Here is a 17224-nt window from a genome sequence, read left to right on the forward strand (position 1 = left end):
GCGCGTAGTGGACCTGCTCAACCAGGAAGGTTTGATCGAGACCCGCCCCGTGCCCCCTGGCGACCCCGCGCCCACGGACCTGACCCGCGAGCCACTGCGCTTCCCCGCCAACCGCGCCACACGCCTGCAAAACCTTGCGCGCGGGGATGAGGGCTTTTTGCTCGCAATGGCGTATTCCACGCAGCGCGGCTATTCGCACTCGCACCCCTTTGTGGGCGAGGTGCGGCTGGGCACGGTGGCGGTGGAGATCGAACCCGAAGAACTGGGCTTTGCCATCGACATCGGCGACATCGAGATCACCGAGTGCGAAATGGTGAATCAGTTTGCAGGCAGCAAGAGCCAGCCCCCGCAGTTCACGCGCGGCTATGGACTGGCGTTTGGCCACAGCGAGCGCAAGGCGATGGCCATGAGCCTGGTGGACCGCGCCCTGCGCGCCGATGAGTTGGGTGAGCCGGTCGAGTCCCCCGCACAGATGCAGGAGTTTGTGCTGGGCCACAGCGACAGCCTGGAAGCCTCGGGCTTCGTGCAGCACCTGAAGCTGCCGCACTACGTGGACTTTCAGTCCGAGCTGGAGCTGGTGCGCAAGATGCGCGTCGCTGCCGCCCACCCTGCAACCCCTTTGGAGGAAGAAGCCCCATGAACGCACCCATGGAACCCGCCGTGATGGGCCTGCCTGCCGACGCAGCACCGGTGGACGGCCACTTCAACTTTGCCTACCTGGACGAGCGCACCAAGCGCATGATCCGCCGCGCCATCCTGAAGGCGGTGGCGATCCCCGGCTACCAGGTGCCCTTTGGCTCCCGCGAAATGCCGCTGCCCTATGGCTGGGGCACGGGCGGCATCCAGGTAACCGCGTCCATCATCGGACCGCAAGACTGCCTCAAGGTCATCGACCAGGGCTCGGACGACACGGTTAACGCGGTCAACATCCGCCGCTTCTTTGAGCGCACCACGGCGGTGGCCACCACCACCCGCACGCGCGAGGCCACGCTGATCCAGACGCGCCATCGCATCCCCGAGACGCCGCTGGCCGAAGGCCAGGTCATCGTCTACCAAGTGCCGGTGCCCGAACCCATGCAGCGCCTGGAACCGCGCGAGACTGAGACGCGTACGCTGCATGGCCTGGCCGAGTACGGGCTCATGCACGTCAAGCTCTACGAAGACATCGCGCGCTACGGCCACATTGCCACCACGTACGACTACCCCGTGTTGGTGAACGGGCGGTATGTGATGGCGCCGTCGCCCATCCCCAAGTTCGACAACCCCAAGATGCACATGAATCCCGCGCTGCAGCTGTTTGGTGCGGGGCGCGAAAAGCGCATCTACGCCGTGCCGCCTTACACGCCGGTGGAGAGTCTGGGTTTTGAGGACCACCCTTTTGAAGTGCAGCGCTGGGACGCTGCCTGCGCGCTGTGTGGCGCCACCGACAGCTTTCTGGACGAAGTGATTACCGACGACCAGGGCGGGCGAATGCATGTGTGTTCCGACTCGGACTATTGCCAGGAGCGCCAGGCGCAGCAAGCCGAATCAGCGCAGGTGGAAGGCGGCGCCGCATGAGCACCGTGCCCATTCGCGAAGCCCGGCGCGATGACCTGGAGAACGTGCTGGCCCTGTATGCAGCCATTGAAGACAGCCCCGCAGATGTGTTGACCCTGGACGAAGCCCAGGCCGTTTGGGCCCAGTTTGCGCGCTACCCCAGCTACCGCCTGTGGGTGGCCTGTGACCCTGCGCAGCACGATGCAGTGGTGGGCACCTATGCGCTGCTCATCATGCATAACCTGGCCCACCGGGGGGCGCCCTCGGCCATCGTTGAAGACGTGGTGGTGGCACAGGACCAGCAGGGCCGTGGCATTGGCCGCCGGATGATGGCCCATGCGATGCAGCAGGCGCGCGAGGCGGGCTGCTACAAGCTCGCGCTCTCGTCCAGCGCCCGCCGCAAGGGCGCCCATGCCTTTTATGAATCCCTGGGCTTTGCGCAGCATGGCCTGAGCTTTGTCGTCGAGACCCTCACATGAACCACCCCGAACCTGCTGCGCCGCTGCTGAGCGTGCGCAATGTCAGCAAGCGCTACGGCGACCGCGTGGCGCTGCAAGGCGCGTCCTTTGACCTGTGGCCTGGCGAGGTGCTCGCCGTGGTCGGCGAGTCGGGCTCCGGCAAGTCCACGCTGCTCAACGCCATTGCGGCGCGCAGCGCTCCGGACGAGGGTACGGTGCAGTTCCGCCAGCGCAGTGGCGAGCTGCAGGACATCTATGCCATGACCGAAGCGCAGCAGCGCCTGCTGGCCCGCACCGACTGGGGCTTTGTGCACCAGAACGCCGCTGACGGCCTGCGCATGGATGTATCTGCCGGCGCCAACGTGGGCGAGCGCCTCATGGGACTGGGCGAGCGCCACTACGGCCGCCTGCGCGCCACGGCCACAGAATGGCTTCAGCGCGTGGAGATCGACGCTGCGCGCATCGACGATGCGCCACGCACCTTCTCGGGTGGTATGCGCCAGCGTCTGCAGATTGCCCGCAACCTGGTCACCCAGCCGCGCCTGGTGTTCATGGACGAACCGACCTCGGGTCTCGATGTATCAGTGCAGGCGCGCCTCCTGGACCTGCTGCGGCAGCTCACGCGGCAAATGCAGCTGGCGGCCATTGTGGTCACGCACGACCTGGCCGTGGCGCGCCTGCTGGCGCACCGCATGGTGGTCATGCAGCGCGGCCGGGTGGTGGAGGCCGGACTGACCGACCAGGTACTCGACGACCCGCAACACCCCTACACCCAGCTCCTCGTTTCTTCGGTACTGCAGCCATGAACCAGCCTTCCATTGCTCCCATTCTTCAGATGCAAGGGGTGGCCAAGCGCTTTACCCTGCACCACCAGAATGGCATCGAACTGCCTGTGCTGGCCCAGGTGGACCTGGCCGTCCGGCCGGGTGAATGTGTGGTGCTCGACGGCCCCTCGGGCATGGGCAAAAGCACGCTGCTCAAGATGATCTACGCCAACTACCGCGCCAATGCGGGCAGCATCACCGTGCGCTCCGCCGATGGCGCCGTGGTGGACGTGACCCAGGCCACACCGCGTGCGCTGGTGCAGCTGCGGCGCGACACCGTGGGTTATGTGAGCCAGTTCCTTCGGGTCATCCCGCGTGTGTCGGCCTTGGATGTGGTGGCCGAGCCGCTGGCCGAAGACGTGGGCGACGACCCTGCAGGCATCGAGGCTGCGCGAGAGGCCGCCCGCCGGTGGCTGACCCGCCTGCGCATCCCCGAGCGGTTGTGGCACCTGCCGCCTGCCACGTTCTCCGGCGGTGAGCAGCAGCGCATCAACATCGCCCGCAACATGATCAAGCCCAAGCCGTTGTTGCTGCTGGACGAGCCCACCGCATCGCTCGATGCGGCCAACACCGAGACCGTGATTGCCATGATCCGCGAGGCGGTGGAGCGTGGCGCTGCCTTGGTTGGCATTTTTCACGACGCCCAGGTGGGTGCAGCCGTGGCCACGCGCCGCGTGAACGTGGGCGACTTTCGGGGGGCATCAGCATGACCGCGACCGTGTTCAAGAACGCCCGCATGGTGCTGCCGGGCGAAGTGGTGCGGGGCAGTCTGCATATGGATGGTGGGCGCATCACGTCGGTGGACGGCGGTGGCACATCCGCCCTGCAGGGCATTGACATCGGCGGTGACTACCTGCTGCCCGGGCTGGTGGAAATCCACACCGACAACTTCGAGCGCCACCTCATGCCGCGCCCCAAAGTGCAATGGGCCGAGATGCCTGCCTTGCTGGCGCACGATGCCGAGATTGCGGCCGCAGGCATCACCACGGTGCTGGATGCACTGGGTGTGGGCGAGGCCGATGTGGACAGCCTGCGTGGCAGCGCCTGGAACCGCGTGCTCGACACCATCGACACCTGCACCGAGCGCAACCTGCTGCGTGCCGACCACCACCTGCATGTGCGCTGCGAGCTGCCCGCGCCCAATACCATCGAGCTGTTCGAGCCGTTCCACGGCCACCCGCGCCTGTCGCTTATCTCTCTGATGGACCATACCCCGGGCCAGCGGCAGTGGGAGAACATTGAGCAGGCGCGCACCTACTACACCGGAAAAAAGGGCTGGAGCGCCGAGAAGTTCGAGCGCCAGGTGGCACATGCTGCCACGCTGCAGGCGCAGTACGCCGAGCCGCACCGGGCGTACTTTGTGGACTACTGTCGCACGCACGGCATCTCGCTGGCCAGCCACGACGACACCACGGTGGCGCATGTGGAGCAGGCCCATGCGGAGGGCGCGGCGATGTCGGAGTTCCCCACCACGTTGGCAGCTGCCCAGGCGGCGCATGAGCGTGGCTTGCTCACCGTAATGGGCGGGCCCAACGTGGTGCGCGGCGGATCGCACTCGGGCAATGTAGCGGCGTCCGATCTGGCGCGGCTGGGGCTGCTGGACATCCTCTCGTCCGACTATGTGCCTGGCAGCCTGCTGAGCGCGGTGATGCGGCTGGTGCATGACGACATCCTGCCCCTGCCACAGGCTGTAGCCACGGTCACCCGCAACCCGGCCAAGGCGGCAGGCATGGCCGATCGCGGCGAGCTAGCACCGGGCCTGCGCGCCGACCTGGTGCAGGTGCACATGGCTGAGTTGCCCGACGGTGGCCGCCAGGCCGTGGTGAGGGGTGTTTGGCGCGAAGGGCAGCGCGTGCTGTAGACCGCGCTCTGACATCCAAACTTCTCCCAACTGTCAAAGCACTGTCACGCGTGGCAACCACACTTCGGTTGTCTAGACGACTTAACCCCCCAGGAGGCTGCCATGACTGCCGCACTGCACATCCACCAACTGAACAAGCATTTCGCCAACGGCAAACACGCCCTTCGCGACATCAACCTCACCGTACAGCGCGGCGAGATGGTGGCGCTGATCGGTGCCTCGGGCTCCGGCAAGTCCACCCTGCTGCGCCATGTGGCGGGCCTGGTGGTGGCCGACGCGACCAGTGATTCACTGATCGAGGTGGATGGCCGGTGCGTACAGCAGGGTGGGCGCATCCACAGCGACATCCGCAAGGTGCGTTCGCAGGTGGGTTTCGTGTTCCAGCAGTTCAACCTGGTAGACCGTTTGCCCGTGCTGATGAATGTGTTGGTGGGCCTGTTGCACCGCACGCCCCGCTGGCGCGGCTGGCTGCGCATGTTCAAGCCGCACGAGCGTGCCCTGGCACTTGAAGCCCTGGCCCGCGTGGGCATTGCCGAGTGCCATGCACAACGTGCCTCCACCTTGTCCGGCGGGCAGCAGCAGCGCGCGGCCATTGCACGCACGCTGGTACAGGGCGCCAAGGTGGTGCTGGCCGACGAGCCCATTGCCTCGCTCGACCCGGAGTCCTCGCGCAAGGTCATGGACATCCTGGCACGCATCAACCGCGAGGACCGTTGCACCGTCATCGTGTCGCTGCACCAGGTGGATGTGGCCATCAAATACTGCCCCCGCGTGGTGGCCTTGCACCACGGCCAGGTGGTATACGACGGCCCCTCGGCGGCCCTCACGCCCGCCTTGCTGCGCAGCCTCTATGGCGTGCACGCCGACGAAATTCTGTCAGATGCAGCGGGTGCCCACACAGCACCCGTGCATGCACCAACGCCCGCGCCGCAATGGACGCCCGCCATGGTCCAGACCGCCTGAACGGTCTTTTGTTTCTTTTCAATTCCTTTCTCTGGAGTTTTCAACATGTTCAAGAAACTGTGTGCCGCCCTGACACTCGGGCTGGGTTTGACCACGGGCGCGTTGGCCCAGGACATCAACTTCGGCATGATCTCGACCGAGGCCTCGCAAAACCTCAAGGCCGACTGGCAGCCCCTGCTGGATGACATGGCCAAGCAGACCGGCCTGAAGATCAATGCCTTCTTTGCGTCTGACTACGCCGGCCTCATCGAAGCGATGCGCTTCAACAAGATGCAGGTGGCCTGGCTGGGCAACAAGTCGGCCATGGAAGCCGTGGACCGCGCCAATGGCGAAGTCTTTGCGCAGATGGTGAACGCCGACGGCACGCAGGGCTACTACTCGCACCTCATCGTGCACAAGGACAGTCCCCTGGCCACGCTGGATGACGTGCTCAAGAACGGCAAGTCGCTGAGCTTTGGCAACGGCGACCCCAACTCCACCTCGGGCTTCCTGGTGCCCGGCTACTACGCCTTTGCGCAGAACAAGATCGACGCGAAGACGCACTTCAAGATCACGCGCAGCGCCAACCACGAGACCAACGCGCTGGCCGTGGCCAACAAGCAGGTCGATGTGGCCACCAACAACAGCGAGAACCTCGAAAAGATCAAGGAGCGCCAACCCGAGAAGTTCAAGGACATCAAGATCGTCTGGACCTCGCCCCTGATTCCGCTGGACCCGCTGGTAATGCGCAAGGACTTGCCCGAGGCCACCAAGACCAAGATCCGCGACTTCTTCTACAACTACGCCAAGACCGATGCGCGCGAGAAGGAGATCGTGATGAAGATCTCCAAGTTGTCTGGCTTCAAGCCATCGACCAACGCACAGCTCACACCCATCCGCCAACTGGACCTGTTCGGCAAGCGCAACAAGATCGAGTCCGACGCCACGCTGGCCGATGCCGACAAGAAGACCCGCCTGGCCGAGATCGACCAGCAGCTGGCGTCGTTGAAGTAGTCCATAGGTTTTTAGTTGCGGCCCGGGTGTCTCCATGTCCTCTGCTTTGAATCCCTCGCTGGCCACACTGGCCAGCACCTCGTCGCCCAAGCGCAGCCTGGCCTGGTACCTGTCGTGGGGCATCCTGCTGGTGTTGCTGGCGGCGTCCTGGAAGGGCGCCGACATGCGCCCGCTCGATCTGTGGAACGACTCGGGCAACATGGTCAGCTATGCGGCGGAGTTCTTTCCGCCCAATTTTGCGCAGTGGCAGATCTATGTGCAGGAGATGCTGGTCACTTTGCAGATCGCGCTGTGGGGCACGGCGCTGGCGGTGGTCACCGCCGTGCCGCTGGCGCTGCTGGCCTCGTCCAACATCGTGCCCTGGTGGGTGTACCAGCCGGTGCGCCGTGTGCTGGACGCGTGCCGTGCCATCAACGAAATGGTGTTCGCCATGCTGTTCGTGGTGGCCGTAGGCCTGGGTCCATTTGCGGGAGTCCTGGCCCTGTGGATCCACACCTCGGGTACCTTGGCCAAGCTGTTCTCAGAAGCCGTAGAGGCGATTGACCCGCAGCCTGTGGAAGGCATCCGATCCACCGGTGCGAGCGCGCTGCACGAGATCATTTATGGCGTGATTCCGCAGGTCATGCCGCTGTGGATCTCGTACACGCTCTACCGCTTTGAAGCCAACGTGCGATCGGCCTCTGTGGTGGGCATGGTGGGCGCAGGGGGCATTGGGGTGGTGCTGTGGGAAATCATCCGGGGCTTCCAGTACGCCGAAACCTGCGCGGTCATGCTCATCATCGTGGTCACCGTGAGTGCCATCGACCTGGTATCGGCCCGCATCCGCAAGGCACTGGTCTGACAAGGAGCACACCATGGCACTGAGCCTTGAAGACGTTGCCCACTTGCTCGCCACGCGGGGCGTGAACCAGTACGGCCGCGAGGCGGTCAGCCAGCTGGAGCACGCACTGCAGTGCGCGCAGTGGGCCGAAAAATCGGGCGAAACCCCAGCCACGGTCGTAGCTGCCCTGCTGCACGACCTAGGACACCTGCTGGCACCGGTGGGCGACACGGCCGAGCAGGACGACCTGCACCAGTACATGGCCATCCCGTTCTTGCGTGGACTGCTGCCCGACGCGGTGCTGGAGCCCATCCGCCTGCATGTGGATGCCAAGCGCTATCTGTGCACCATGGAGCCTGGGTACTGGGAGACGCTGTCGCCTGCGTCGCAGCACAGCCTGGTGTTGCAAGGGGGCGCCTTCACACCCCAAGAAGCAATGCAGTTTGCGGCCCAGCCCTTTGCGCAGGAGGCCATCCGCCTGCGCCGCTATGACGACCATGCCAAGGTGCCGGGGCTGGTCACGCAGCCACTGTGCTACTACATGGCCTGGGTGGAACGGTTGGCCCTCGTTCCCGAGGCCGCCTTGGCGCACTGAACGTGGTCCCTCCACAGGGCGACTGACCGCATCGGTGTCACAGCGCGGTGCCGCGACCGGTCAGGCCAGCCTGTTGGCCGCACGGCACTGCCCTGGCGCAATCCCCAGGTGCTGCTGCATCGCACGCACCATCGCATCCACGGAGCCGAAGCCGCTGCGTGCCGCGATCTTCTCCTGGGGCCAGTCGGTCTGTCGCAGAAGGGCCGCCGCATGCTGCGCCCGCACCTGGGCCACGAAGCGGGCTGGCGGGCAGTGGGCTTGCTCCGCAAACGTACGCGCGAAGTTGCGGGGGCTCATGTGCGCACGCTGGGCCAGTGCGTCCACCGACAGGTCGTGGGTCAGGTGCCCCTGGATCCAGGCCATCAGCTCGCGCAGGCGGGCCGATGCATCGGCCTGCGCTAGCAGTGCGGGGCTCAATTGCGGCGCTGTGTCTGAGCGCAGCGTGAACACCGCCAGGTCCCGGGCGATCTGCATGGCCGCGGCGCGGCCCAGGTCTTCTTCGATGAGTGCCAGGGCCATGTCCAGCCCGGTGGTCACACCGGCCGATGTCCACAGTGCGCCATCGCGCACAAAGATGCGGTCGCGCTGCACCTGTGCGCCGGGGCACAGTTGGGCGAGCAGGTCGCAGGCATTGGTGTGGGTGGTCACCTGGCACCCCTCCAGCAGGCCTGCGGCAGCCAGCGCAAAGGCGCCCGTGCACACGCTGGCCACGCGCCTGGACCTTTGTGCAGCCTGGGCCAGCCATCTGCCCACTCCGTCCTCGTAGATGGCGCGGCGCAGCGCGTCTTCCTCACCACCCGCCACGATCAGTGTGTCAATGGGGCCGCTCACGGAGTGCATGGGCAAGGTGTTGGCCAACGCAAACCCCGCGTTGGTGCCTACAGCGCCGCCACGGGGTGACGCCATGTGCACACGATAAGTCCCTGGCACCGCAAGCGCGGCCTTGCTGAACGCGCTGGCGGGTGCCGCAATGTCGATGGCCTCCACCCCTTCAAACGCCAGCAGGACTACGTCGCGGCAAGGGCCGGCGCCTGTGAGGGTGGCAGGAACTGCGGCAGATTTGGCATGGCAAGACATCAAGACGCAACCTAAGCTGGGGCCGTTAAACGTGGCGAAGAATGGGTGTCAACAGGAGGCGGGACGTGGCGATATTGTGGCGTTGGATGGGGGGGCTGGGCATGGGCCTGATAGCGATGGTGGTGTGGGCTGTGGGTGCAGAAGCGGGCGCTGTGCAGTCCACGGGAGCGGCCCAGGAGGCAGGTGCTGCTGCACCGCTGTCGTTGGCCCTGCGGCCTCCGCTGGCCGGGGCCGCGGCGCCCGTGATTGCCGTGCTGGCATTGAACGAGGGCACGGAAACCACCGACTTCCTGGTGCCCCATGCCGTGCTGCAACAGGCCCAGGTTGGCGTGGTGGAAGCGGTGGCCCCCCGCGCAGGCCCTGTCACGTTGATGCCTGCGCTGCAAGTGGAGGTGTCACACAGCTTCGCGGCGTTTGACGCCACGTATCCTCAGGGCGCAGACATTGTGGTGGTGCCAGCCCTGCACACCGATGACGACCCGGCCGTGCTGGCGTGGTTGCGGGCCCAGGCAGCCAAAGGCGCCGTGGTGGTCGGCATCTGCGCGGGGGCGCGCGTGTTGGGCCGGGCGGGGCTGCTGGATGGGCGCCGCTTTGCCGGGCACTGGTATGACCGCAGCACCTTGTTGCGGCGCCACGCGGGTGCAGTGCATGTTCCCGGGCGGCGCTATGTGGCCGACGGGCCTGTGGTGACCACCACGGGCGTGTCAGCGTCTCTGCCCGTGTCGCTGGCCTTGGTGCAGGCGCTGGCGGGTGCTGAGAGGGCGCATGCCGTGGCGGCCGAACTGGGCATTCCGTCCTGGGACAGTGCACACCGCAGCGAGCTATTTGGTCTCGCGCCTGCGCATGTGTGGGCCCTGTCGGTCAATACCCTGCTTTTTTGGCGGCATGAGCGCATCGACATCCCCGTGGTGGACGGGGTGGACGATGTGGCGCTGGCCCTGGCGGCCGATGCATGGTCGCGCACCTACCGCTCACGCGCCGAGGCGGTGCACGCCCATGCCAGCCCCTTGCACCTGCGCAGCGGCCTGGTGCTGCGGGCTTCGCCGCCCGATGCGTCGGCGACGAAGGTCTTGCTGGACGAGGCCGTGCACCCCGCCTGTGTGCTGGACCACAGCCTGCAGGCGATCGGCCAGCGCTACGGGGTGGCTACGCGCCAGTGGGTGGCAACCCAGCTGGAATACGAAGATCCAGGGGTGCCTTGTTCGGTGGCGGGCCCGTCGCCGTGATCTGCTGCTCGCTACGCGGCAGGGCTGCTGGGGTTCATGGGCCGCCACGGTTGTCAGCCGCCTTTGTCAGCGTTCACCCAGCCCAGGTCCAGCGGCCGGTCCTCAAACTCGGTGTTGAGCACCACCGTGCTGGTGGTGCGGGCCACGCCCGCGATGGCTTTGATCTCGTAGATCACGTCTTCCAGCGCGCGGGCATGGGTGGTGCGGATCTTGGCCAGAAAGTCGTATTCGCCCGCCACGCTGTGCAGCTCTTCGACCTGAGGCATGGCGCGCAGGCGGGGCGCCACGTCGCGGCAGTGGATGCCGCCGTCGTTGCGGATCGCCACGAACGCGGTGAAGTTCAGCCCCACACGCTCCGGATCCACGCTGATCGAAAACCGGCGGATCACGCCCTTGTCCAGCAGCTTCTTCACGCGCTCGTGCACGGCGGCGGTGGACAGCCCGACTTCGGCCCCCACATCGGCATACGAACGTCGGCCATCGGCTCCCAGCGCCGAAATAATTCTGGCGTCCATGTCGTCTGTCTGAATATTTGCTTGCATAGCCGGTCGATTTTGGTAAAAATTCCGAAAACCTCACGGTTTCCATAAATTATTCGGTCAGGTGAAGAATATGCCGGCAATTTTCAACGCGCAAGCCCAATCACAGCGCAGCTGGGCGGTGGCCCTGGCTCTGCTGTTGGTCTACATCGTCTGGGGCACCACCTATTTCGCCATTGGCATTGCGCTGCAGAGCATGCCGCCACTGCTGATGAATGCGATCCGATTTCTGTGCGCTGGGGGCGTAATGCTGCTGATTGCGCTGTGGCAAGGCCATGCATTGCCCACGCGCGTGCAATGGCGCAACTCGGCCGTGGTGGGTGGCTGCATGGTGTTTCTGGCCATGAACTTGATGGGCTTTGCGCAGAAGCTGGGCATTGGCTCGGGCCTGATGGCCACGGTGGTCACCACCATGCCCATGTGGCTGGCGCTGTGGTCGCGCTGGGGCGGCGAGCGCGTGCCGTTCACCAGCTGGATCGGCCTGGCCTTGGGCGTGGTGGGTGCGCTGCTGCTGGCGCTGGAGGGCGATTTTTCGGCCACCTGGCTGGGGGCGTTGCTGGCCTTTGGTGCTCCGCTGTGCTGGAGCGTGGGCTCGTATGCATCGCGCAAGCTGTCGTTGCCCGCCCCGGCCATGGCATCTGCCGCGCAGTGGCTGGTCGGGGGCGCCATGGGGCTGCTGGTGGCGTTGTGGTTTGAGCCGTTGAGCGCCCTGGGCCAGGTCACAGCCAAGTCGTGGGCGGCGTGGGTCTACCTGCTGGTGTTTGGCACCTTGGTAGCGCTCAATGCGTATCTGTGGCTGCTGCAGAACACGTCGGCCGCGCTGGCGGGCAGCTATTCGTTTGTGAACCCTGCAGTGGCTTTGCTGGTGGGCGTGGCGCTGGGGGGCGAGCTGCTGACGGGCTGGGTGTTTGCCGCGCTGCCGTTGATTGGGGCGGCGCTGGCGTTCATTCTGTATGGGCAAGCGCTACAGCGGTGGCTGGAAAAGCTCAGTCCGGGATTACAGCGGTTGCTTCAATCTCGATCTTCGCGCGCTCTTCCATGAGCCCCGCCACCTGCACGCAGGCCATGGCCGGAAAGTTCTTGCCCAGCACCTCGCGGTAGACCGCGCCCAGCTCCTTCAAGCGGCTGTTGTATTCGTTGCGGTCGGTCACGTACCAGGTCAGCCGCACCAGGTGTTCGGGGCCTGCGCCGCCAGCCTCCAGCACCGCCCGCACGTTCAGCAGCGTCTGCCTCGTCTGGTCGATGAAGTCGTCGCTCTCAAACTGCTGCTGCGCATTCCAGCCGATCTGGCCGCCGGTAAAGACCATGGTGCCGCGGGCTGCCACGCCGTTGGCGTAGCCCTTGGGGGTGACCCAGCCCTCGGGCTGCAAAAGGGTGTTTTTCATCGTCATGTCGTTGTTTTTGTGGGGGAGGGCGATGGCGAGGCGCCAGCACCCTGGCGCAGCTTGAAGCGCTGGAGCTTGCCGGTTTCGGTGCGGGGCAGGGCCGCCACAAACTCCACCACGCGCGGGTATTTGAACGGGGCGATGGTGGCTTTCACATGGTCCTGCAAGGTCTTGACCATGGCGGCATCGCCCGTGTGGCCAGGCTTCAAAACGCAGATGGCCTTGACCACCATGCCGCGTTCCTCGTCGGGCACGCCGATCACGCCACACTCGGCCACGGCCGGGTGGCGCAGCAGGGCGTCTTCCACCTCGGGGCCGCCCACGTTGTAGCCGGCGGTGATGATCATGTCGTCGTCGCGCGCCTGGTAGAAGAAGTAGCCGTCCGCGTCTTGTGTGAACGCATCGCCCGGGTAGTTCCAGCCGTCCTTCACGTACTTGGCCTGGCGCGGGTCATCCAGGTACTTGCAGCCCGTGGGGCCGATCACTGCGAGCTTGCCCACGGTGCCGCGTGGCAGCTCGTTGCCATCGTCGTCCACCACCTTGGCGGTGTAGCCGGGCACCACCTTGCCGATGGCGCCGCGCCGGCTCTCACCGCCGGGCGAGGAAATGAAGATGTGGAACATTTCGGTGGCGCCGATGCCGTCCGTCATGTCGAGGCCGGTGGCCTCCTTCCACAGCTGGCGCGTGGCGTCGGGCAGGCCTTCGCCCGCGCTCACGCTGGTGCGCAGCTGGGGCAGTCCGATCTGCTTGGCGAACGGCGCCATCTGCCGGTAGAAGGTGGGGGCGGTGTAGCAGATGGTCACGCCCGCGTCGCGCATCAGCCGCACCATGGTTTCGGGCGTGTAGGGCTGGTCGGGGAAGTACACGCTGGCCCCGGCCCACATCGGAAACACCAGCAAGCCGCCCAGGCCAAAGGTGAACGCCAGCGGCGGCGAGCCGGCCACGATGTCATCGGGCGTGGCCCTGAGTACATGGCGCGGCCAGGCCTCGCAGCCTGCCAGTACATCGCGGTGCGTATGCACGGCCGCCTTGGGGGAACCTGTGGTGCCGGACGTGAAGGCCATCAACGCGATGTCGTCCGCCGACATGGGGCAGGGCGGCGTGGTGCCGGGCTTGCCTTGCGCGCGCTGCAGCAGGTCGGCTGCGTCCGGCGCGGTGTGAAACGGCACGATGGTGGCGAGCACGGGGTGCTGCGTCTGCGCGGCCTGCAGCTCGGCCAGCAGGCGGCCGTCGCACAGCGCCAGCGTGGGCTGGGCGCGGTCGATGATGCTGCCCAGCTCGCCCGCGCGTAGCAGCGGCATGGTCGCCACCGCCACCAGCCCCGCGTAGACGGTACCCAGCCAGGCCAGCGCCATCTCCACCGTATTGCCGCCGCGCAGCAGCACGCGGTTGCCGGGCACGAGACCGTGGTCCTGCGTCAGCACCTCGGCAATGCGCGCGGCCTCGGTGCGGGCGTCGCGGTGGGTGTACGTGCGGTGCGGTCCGCGCAGCAAGGGACGGTCGATGTGGCCCGCACGTTCGGCCTGGTCAAACAAAGCCTGCACCAGGTTGGCCTGGTTGGCGATCTGCAGCTCGGGCAGGTCGTAGCGCAGCGTGGGCCAGGCCTCGGGTGGGGGCAGGCGGTCGTGCACGAAATGGTCGGGCTGGGCGGAGGGGGCGGTGCTGCTGCTGGTGCTCATGTCGTGTTGCTCCTGCAGAGCGGCCTTGCCGATGATGAGCTGCTGCACTTCGGTGGCGCCTTCGTAGATGCGCAGTGAGCGGATGTCGCGGTACAGCGACTCGACCTTGCTGCCTACCTCCACGCCGCGCCCGCCGTGCAACTGCAGAGCCATGTCGATCACCCGCTGGGCGTTTTCGGTGGCGGCCATCTTGGCCATGGCCGCCTCGGCAGTGACGCGCGCCTGGCCGGTGTCGCGCAGCCAGGCCGCGCGGTAGGTGAGCAGCGCGGCGCTGTCCACCAGCGCGGCCATCTCGCCGATCTTGGCCTGCGTGAGCTGAAAGTCCGCGAGCGTCTGGCCGAACATGCGGCGCTGGCGGGCGTGGTGCACGGCCTCGGCCAGTGCGCGGCGCGCCATGCCCAGCGCGGCGGCGGCGACCGATGCGCGAAAGATATCCAGCGTGCGCATGGCCAGCTTGAAGCCGCCGTTCTCGTCGCCCAGCAGCGCGGTGGCGGGCACGTTGCAGTTGGTGAACTGCAGCGTGGCCAGCGGGTGGGGCGCCATCACGTGGATGTGGCGCGAGGTGTCGAGCCCCGGCGTGTTCGCATCGATGATGAAGGCGCTTATGCCGCGCGTGCCACCCGCCGGATCGGTCTTGGCGAACACGCAGTAGAAGTCTGCGATGCCGCCGTTGCTGATCCAGGTCTTGGTGCCGTTCAAGCGAAAAGTGCCTGTAGCGCCAGTGGAATCTGCGCTCACAGCTATGGTTTGCATAGCACCCACGTCTGACCCCGCCTCGGGCTCGCTCAGCGCAAACGCCGCTATCAACTCGCCACGCGCCACACCCTGCAGGTAGTGCGCTTGCTGCGCGGGGCTGCCCGCCAGCGTGATCGCTCCGCTGCCCAGCCCCTGCATTGCAAACGCGAAGTCCGCCAGTGGCGAGTGGTAGGCCAGGGTCTCGCGCAGCAGCACCAGCGCACGCGAGTCGAGTGCGGGCAGCGCGCCGCCGTGTGCGGCGGGCACGCAGTAGCGCAGCCAGCCGCCCGCGCCCAGGCGCTGCACCCAGTCGCGGCAGGCGGCGCGGTCATCGGTTTCATCCACCTCTTGCGCGGCCGCCCAGGGCACCAGGCCCTCAGCCAGCGCGCGGTGAGCGTCGTCAAAAAAGGGCAGGGCCAGGTGCGCCGTCGATGGCGGGCGGGGGGCTGGGGGTGTTGCGACGTGCATGGTTAGAAGGTGTGGATGAGCCCGGCGTGGCCGAGCAGACTGCGAAAACGCGGCCGATCTAGGCGCAAAGCACAGCCATAGCCTGAGCTATGGCGAGCATTTGCAACGACGAGCGGGTGTGTTTTGGCGGGATGAGCGGGCATGGCGGGTTCGTTCACACCTTCTTAATCTCCCTGAAACACGGGCTTTTGCTTGGCGGCAAACGCCTCGTACGCACGCCGGAAGTCTTCGGTCTGCATGCAGATGGCCTGGGCCTGCGCCTCGGCCTCGATAGCCTGCTCGATGGTCATGCTCCACTCCTGGCTCAGCATGGTCTTGGTCATGCCGTGGGCAAAGGTGGGGCCGCTGGCCAGCGCGCGCGCAGTGGCTTGCACGTTGGCCAGCAGGTCGGCGCTTTCATACAGGTCGTTGAAGAAGCCCCAGGCCAGGCCTTCGTGCGCGGTCATCGCGCGGCCGGTGAACAGCAGCTCGCTGGCGCGGCCCTGGCCGATCATGCGGGGCAGCAGTGCGCAGGCGCCCATGTCGGCGCCGGCCAGGCCCACGCGGGTGAACAAAAAGGCGGTCTTGGTCGCCTCGGTGCCGTAGCGCATGTCGCAGGCCAGCGCCATCATGGCCCCCGCACCGGCGCAGATGCCGTCGATGGCGCCCAGCACGGGCTGCGGGCAGGCGCGCATGGCCTTCACCAGGTCGCCCGTCATGCGCGTGAACTCCAGCAGCTCGGGCATGGTCATGGTGGTCAGCGGGCCGATGATTTCGTGCACGTCGCCGCCCGAGCAGAAGTTGCCGCCCGCACCGGTGACCACGATGGCCTTCACATCGGTGGCAAAGCGCAGCGCGTAGAAGAAGTCGCGCAACTCGGCATAGCTCTGGAAGGTGAGCGGGTTCTTGCGGTCCGGCCGGTTGAGCGTGACGGTGCCCACACCGTCGGCAAAGCTCCACGCGAAATGCTCGGCCACATAGCTGGCCTGCGGGTTGAACTGCTCGCGCATGGGGTTGCTCGCCCCGATGTAGTGCTTCATTCGGCTGTCTCCAAAGAATTGTTTTGTGTGTGTTCCTTCACCTTGCCCAGCAAGCGGTACAAGGTGGCGATGTCGCGCTCGCCCAGCGTGGCAAAGGCCTCGACGATCCATTGCTCGTGCTGGCGCGCCATGGTGTTGAACTGCTCGCGGCCTTGCGGCGTGAGGCGCACGAGGTACGCGCGGCGGTCGCCCTCCACGTCCATGCGCTCCACCAGTCCTTCGGCCACGAGCTGGTCGGTGATGCCGGTGATGTTGCCGCTCGTCACCATCATGCGGCGCGAGAGTTCCTTCATCTTCATGCCGTCCGGCGCGCGCTCCAGCTGCGCCATCAGGTCAAAGCGCGGCAAGGTGGTGTCGAACTGCGCGCGCAGGTGGCTGCGCACCTGCTTTTCGATGAGCTGGGTGCAGGTGAGCAGGCGCAGCCACAGGCGCAGGGCCTCGGGATGTTCGCTGGGGGCGGCGCCGTGCAGGCGGGCTTCGAGGTCCATGGTGGTTTACTCGATTGCTTCTATTTTTTTAGCAGTCGGCGCTTGATTCACTAGCGCTTGCGCCTGCTTTTGCTTGGAAATTTCGCGCAGCATCTGGTCACGGCCGCTGGTGTACTGCACGGGCCAGTCGGTGTGCGTTGCGGCCACGGGGCTCAGTTGCGCGGCGGCGTGCAGCGTCCAGGCCGGGTCGGCCAGGTGGGGGCGGGCGATGGCACACAGGTCTGCGCGGCCGGCCGCGATGATGCTGTTGGCATGGTCGGCCTCGGTGATCGCACCCACGGCCATGGTGGCAATGCCCACCTCGTTGCGGATGCGGTCGGCAAACGGTGTCTGGTACATGCGGCCATACACCGGGCGGGAGTTGCGCGTGGTCTGGCCGGAGGACACGTCGATCAGGTCTGCGCCTGCCTGCTTGAACAGCCGCGCGAAAACGATGGCGTCGTCGGCGGTGTTGCCATCTGGGAGCCAGTCGTGCGCGGAGATACGCACGCTCAGCGGCTTGTCGGCCGGCCACACGGCGCGCAGCGCGGTCAACACCTCCAGCGGGTAGCGGCAGCG

General features: G+C 66.3%; 18 protein-coding genes and 2 pseudogenes. 12 read left to right on the forward strand and 8 right to left on the reverse strand.

All coding sequences use genetic code 11. From position 1 onward, the window contains the following. The 10 genes from ISS20_RS17280 to ISS20_RS17325 form a co-directional block, all read left to right on the forward strand. On the forward strand, window positions 1–640 hold a 640-nt coding region (locus ISS20_RS17280), incomplete at its 5' end, for a carbon-phosphorus lyase complex subunit PhnI (protein WP_291438184.1). After that, window positions 637–1557, forward strand: coding sequence for an alpha-D-ribose 1-methylphosphonate 5-phosphate C-P-lyase PhnJ (locus ISS20_RS17285; RefSeq protein WP_291438185.1), 921 nt, complete (start codon window positions 637–639; stop codon window positions 1555–1557). The genes ISS20_RS17280 and ISS20_RS17285, both read left to right, overlap by 4 nt. Continuing rightward, window positions 1554–2015 carry a GNAT family N-acetyltransferase gene (locus tag ISS20_RS17290; protein ID WP_291438186.1) on the forward strand — a complete coding sequence of 154 codons (462 nt, stop codon included), beginning with the start codon at window positions 1554–1556 and terminating at the stop codon, window positions 2013–2015. Before ISS20_RS17285 ends, ISS20_RS17290 begins: the two co-directional genes overlap by 4 nt. Continuing rightward, the gene (gene phnK / locus ISS20_RS17295; RefSeq protein ID WP_291438187.1) at window positions 2012–2800 is read left to right on the forward strand and encodes a phosphonate C-P lyase system protein PhnK; all 789 of its coding nucleotides are present in this window, start codon (window positions 2012–2014) and stop codon (window positions 2798–2800) included. The genes ISS20_RS17290 and phnK overlap by 4 nt, the downstream gene beginning before the upstream one ends. Next, window positions 2797–3528 (forward strand): phosphonate C-P lyase system protein PhnL, encoded by a 732-nt coding sequence (phnL, locus tag ISS20_RS17300; protein WP_291438188.1) that lies wholly within the window; start codon window positions 2797–2799, stop codon window positions 3526–3528. The genes phnK and phnL overlap by 4 nt, the downstream gene beginning before the upstream one ends. Further along, on the forward strand, window positions 3525–4679 hold the full coding sequence (locus ISS20_RS17305; protein WP_291438189.1) for an alpha-D-ribose 1-methylphosphonate 5-triphosphate diphosphatase: 1155 nt from the start codon (window positions 3525–3527) through the stop codon (window positions 4677–4679). The genes phnL and ISS20_RS17305 overlap by 4 nt, the downstream gene beginning before the upstream one ends. Window positions 4680–4781: 102 nt before the next feature. Continuing rightward, a complete protein-coding gene (gene phnC, locus ISS20_RS17310) occupies window positions 4782–5642 on the forward strand; it encodes a phosphonate ABC transporter ATP-binding protein (RefSeq protein WP_291438190.1) in 861 nt (286 codons plus the stop codon). Window positions 5643–5687: 45 nt separating this feature from the next. Beyond that, window positions 5688–6635: a phosphonate ABC transporter substrate-binding protein gene (gene phnD, locus ISS20_RS17315; protein ID WP_291438191.1), complete on the forward strand. Its 948-nt coding sequence runs from the start codon at window positions 5688–5690 to the stop codon at window positions 6633–6635. Window positions 6636–6669: 34 nt separating this feature from the next. After that, complete coding sequence (gene phnE, locus ISS20_RS17320) at window positions 6670–7476, forward strand: phosphonate ABC transporter, permease protein PhnE (RefSeq protein WP_291438192.1); 807 nt, start codon at window positions 6670–6672, stop codon at window positions 7474–7476. Between the two features lie 13 nt (window positions 7477–7489). Continuing rightward, complete coding sequence (locus tag ISS20_RS17325; protein ID WP_291438193.1) at window positions 7490–8050, forward strand: phosphonate degradation HD-domain oxygenase; 561 nt, start codon at window positions 7490–7492, stop codon at window positions 8048–8050. Window positions 8051–8110: 60 nt separating this feature from the next. On the opposite strand, the gene ISS20_RS17330 is transcribed toward ISS20_RS17325, so the two are convergent. Next, window positions 8111–9127, reverse strand: a complete 1017-nt coding sequence (locus ISS20_RS17330) for a DJ-1/PfpI family protein (protein ID WP_291438194.1) — start codon at window positions 9125–9127, stop codon at window positions 8111–8113. A 65-nt stretch (window positions 9128–9192) separates the two neighbouring features. Between ISS20_RS17330 and ISS20_RS17335 the strand changes: the two genes are divergently transcribed. Then, window positions 9193–10353 (forward strand): DJ-1/PfpI family protein, encoded by a 1161-nt coding sequence (locus tag ISS20_RS17335; RefSeq protein ID WP_291438195.1) that lies wholly within the window; start codon window positions 9193–9195, stop codon window positions 10351–10353. A 53-nt stretch (window positions 10354–10406) separates the two neighbouring features. On the opposite strand, the gene ISS20_RS17340 is transcribed toward ISS20_RS17335, so the two are convergent. Continuing rightward, complete coding sequence (locus tag ISS20_RS17340; protein ID WP_291438196.1) at window positions 10407–10868, reverse strand: Lrp/AsnC family transcriptional regulator; 462 nt, start codon at window positions 10866–10868, stop codon at window positions 10407–10409. Window positions 10869–10965: 97 nt separating this feature from the next. On the opposite strand from ISS20_RS17340, the gene ISS20_RS17345 reads away from it, so the two are divergent. After that, the gene (locus tag ISS20_RS17345) at window positions 10966–11934 is read left to right on the forward strand and encodes an EamA family transporter (protein WP_291438197.1); all 969 of its coding nucleotides are present in this window, start codon (window positions 10966–10968) and stop codon (window positions 11932–11934) included. On the opposite strand, the gene ISS20_RS17350 is transcribed toward ISS20_RS17345, so the two are convergent. From ISS20_RS17350 to ISS20_RS17375, 6 genes and pseudogenes are all read right to left on the reverse strand, one after another. After that, the gene (locus tag ISS20_RS17350) at window positions 11879–12277 is read right to left on the reverse strand and encodes a RidA family protein (protein ID WP_055400021.1); all 399 of its coding nucleotides are present in this window, start codon (window positions 12275–12277) and stop codon (window positions 11879–11881) included. The two genes, ISS20_RS17345 and ISS20_RS17350, sit on opposite strands and share 56 nt — an antisense overlap. A 2-nt stretch (window positions 12278–12279) precedes the next feature. After that, entirely contained in the window at window positions 12280–13956 is a 1677-nt protein-coding gene (locus tag ISS20_RS17355) for an AMP-binding protein (protein ID WP_291438199.1), read from the reverse strand. A gap of 12 nt (window positions 13957–13968) precedes the next feature. Continuing rightward, window positions 13969–15159: pseudogene (locus tag ISS20_RS17360) on the reverse strand (acyl-CoA dehydrogenase family protein); the annotation flags it as partial. A 164-nt stretch (window positions 15160–15323) separates the two neighbouring features. Then, window positions 15324–16178: an enoyl-CoA hydratase family protein gene (locus tag ISS20_RS17365; protein ID WP_291438198.1), complete on the reverse strand. Its 855-nt coding sequence runs from the start codon at window positions 16176–16178 to the stop codon at window positions 15324–15326. Next, window positions 16175–16666 (reverse strand): MarR family transcriptional regulator, encoded by a 492-nt coding sequence (locus ISS20_RS17370; RefSeq protein ID WP_056059723.1) that lies wholly within the window; start codon window positions 16664–16666, stop codon window positions 16175–16177. Before ISS20_RS17370 ends, ISS20_RS17365 begins: the two co-directional genes overlap by 4 nt. A 6-nt stretch (window positions 16667–16672) precedes the next feature. Continuing rightward, window positions 16673–17224: pseudogene (locus ISS20_RS17375) on the reverse strand (bifunctional salicylyl-CoA 5-hydroxylase/oxidoreductase); the annotation flags it as partial.

This window comes from Acidovorax sp. (assembly GCF_016783915.1).
GTDB lineage: Bacteria > Pseudomonadota > Gammaproteobacteria > Burkholderiales > Burkholderiaceae_C > Acidovorax.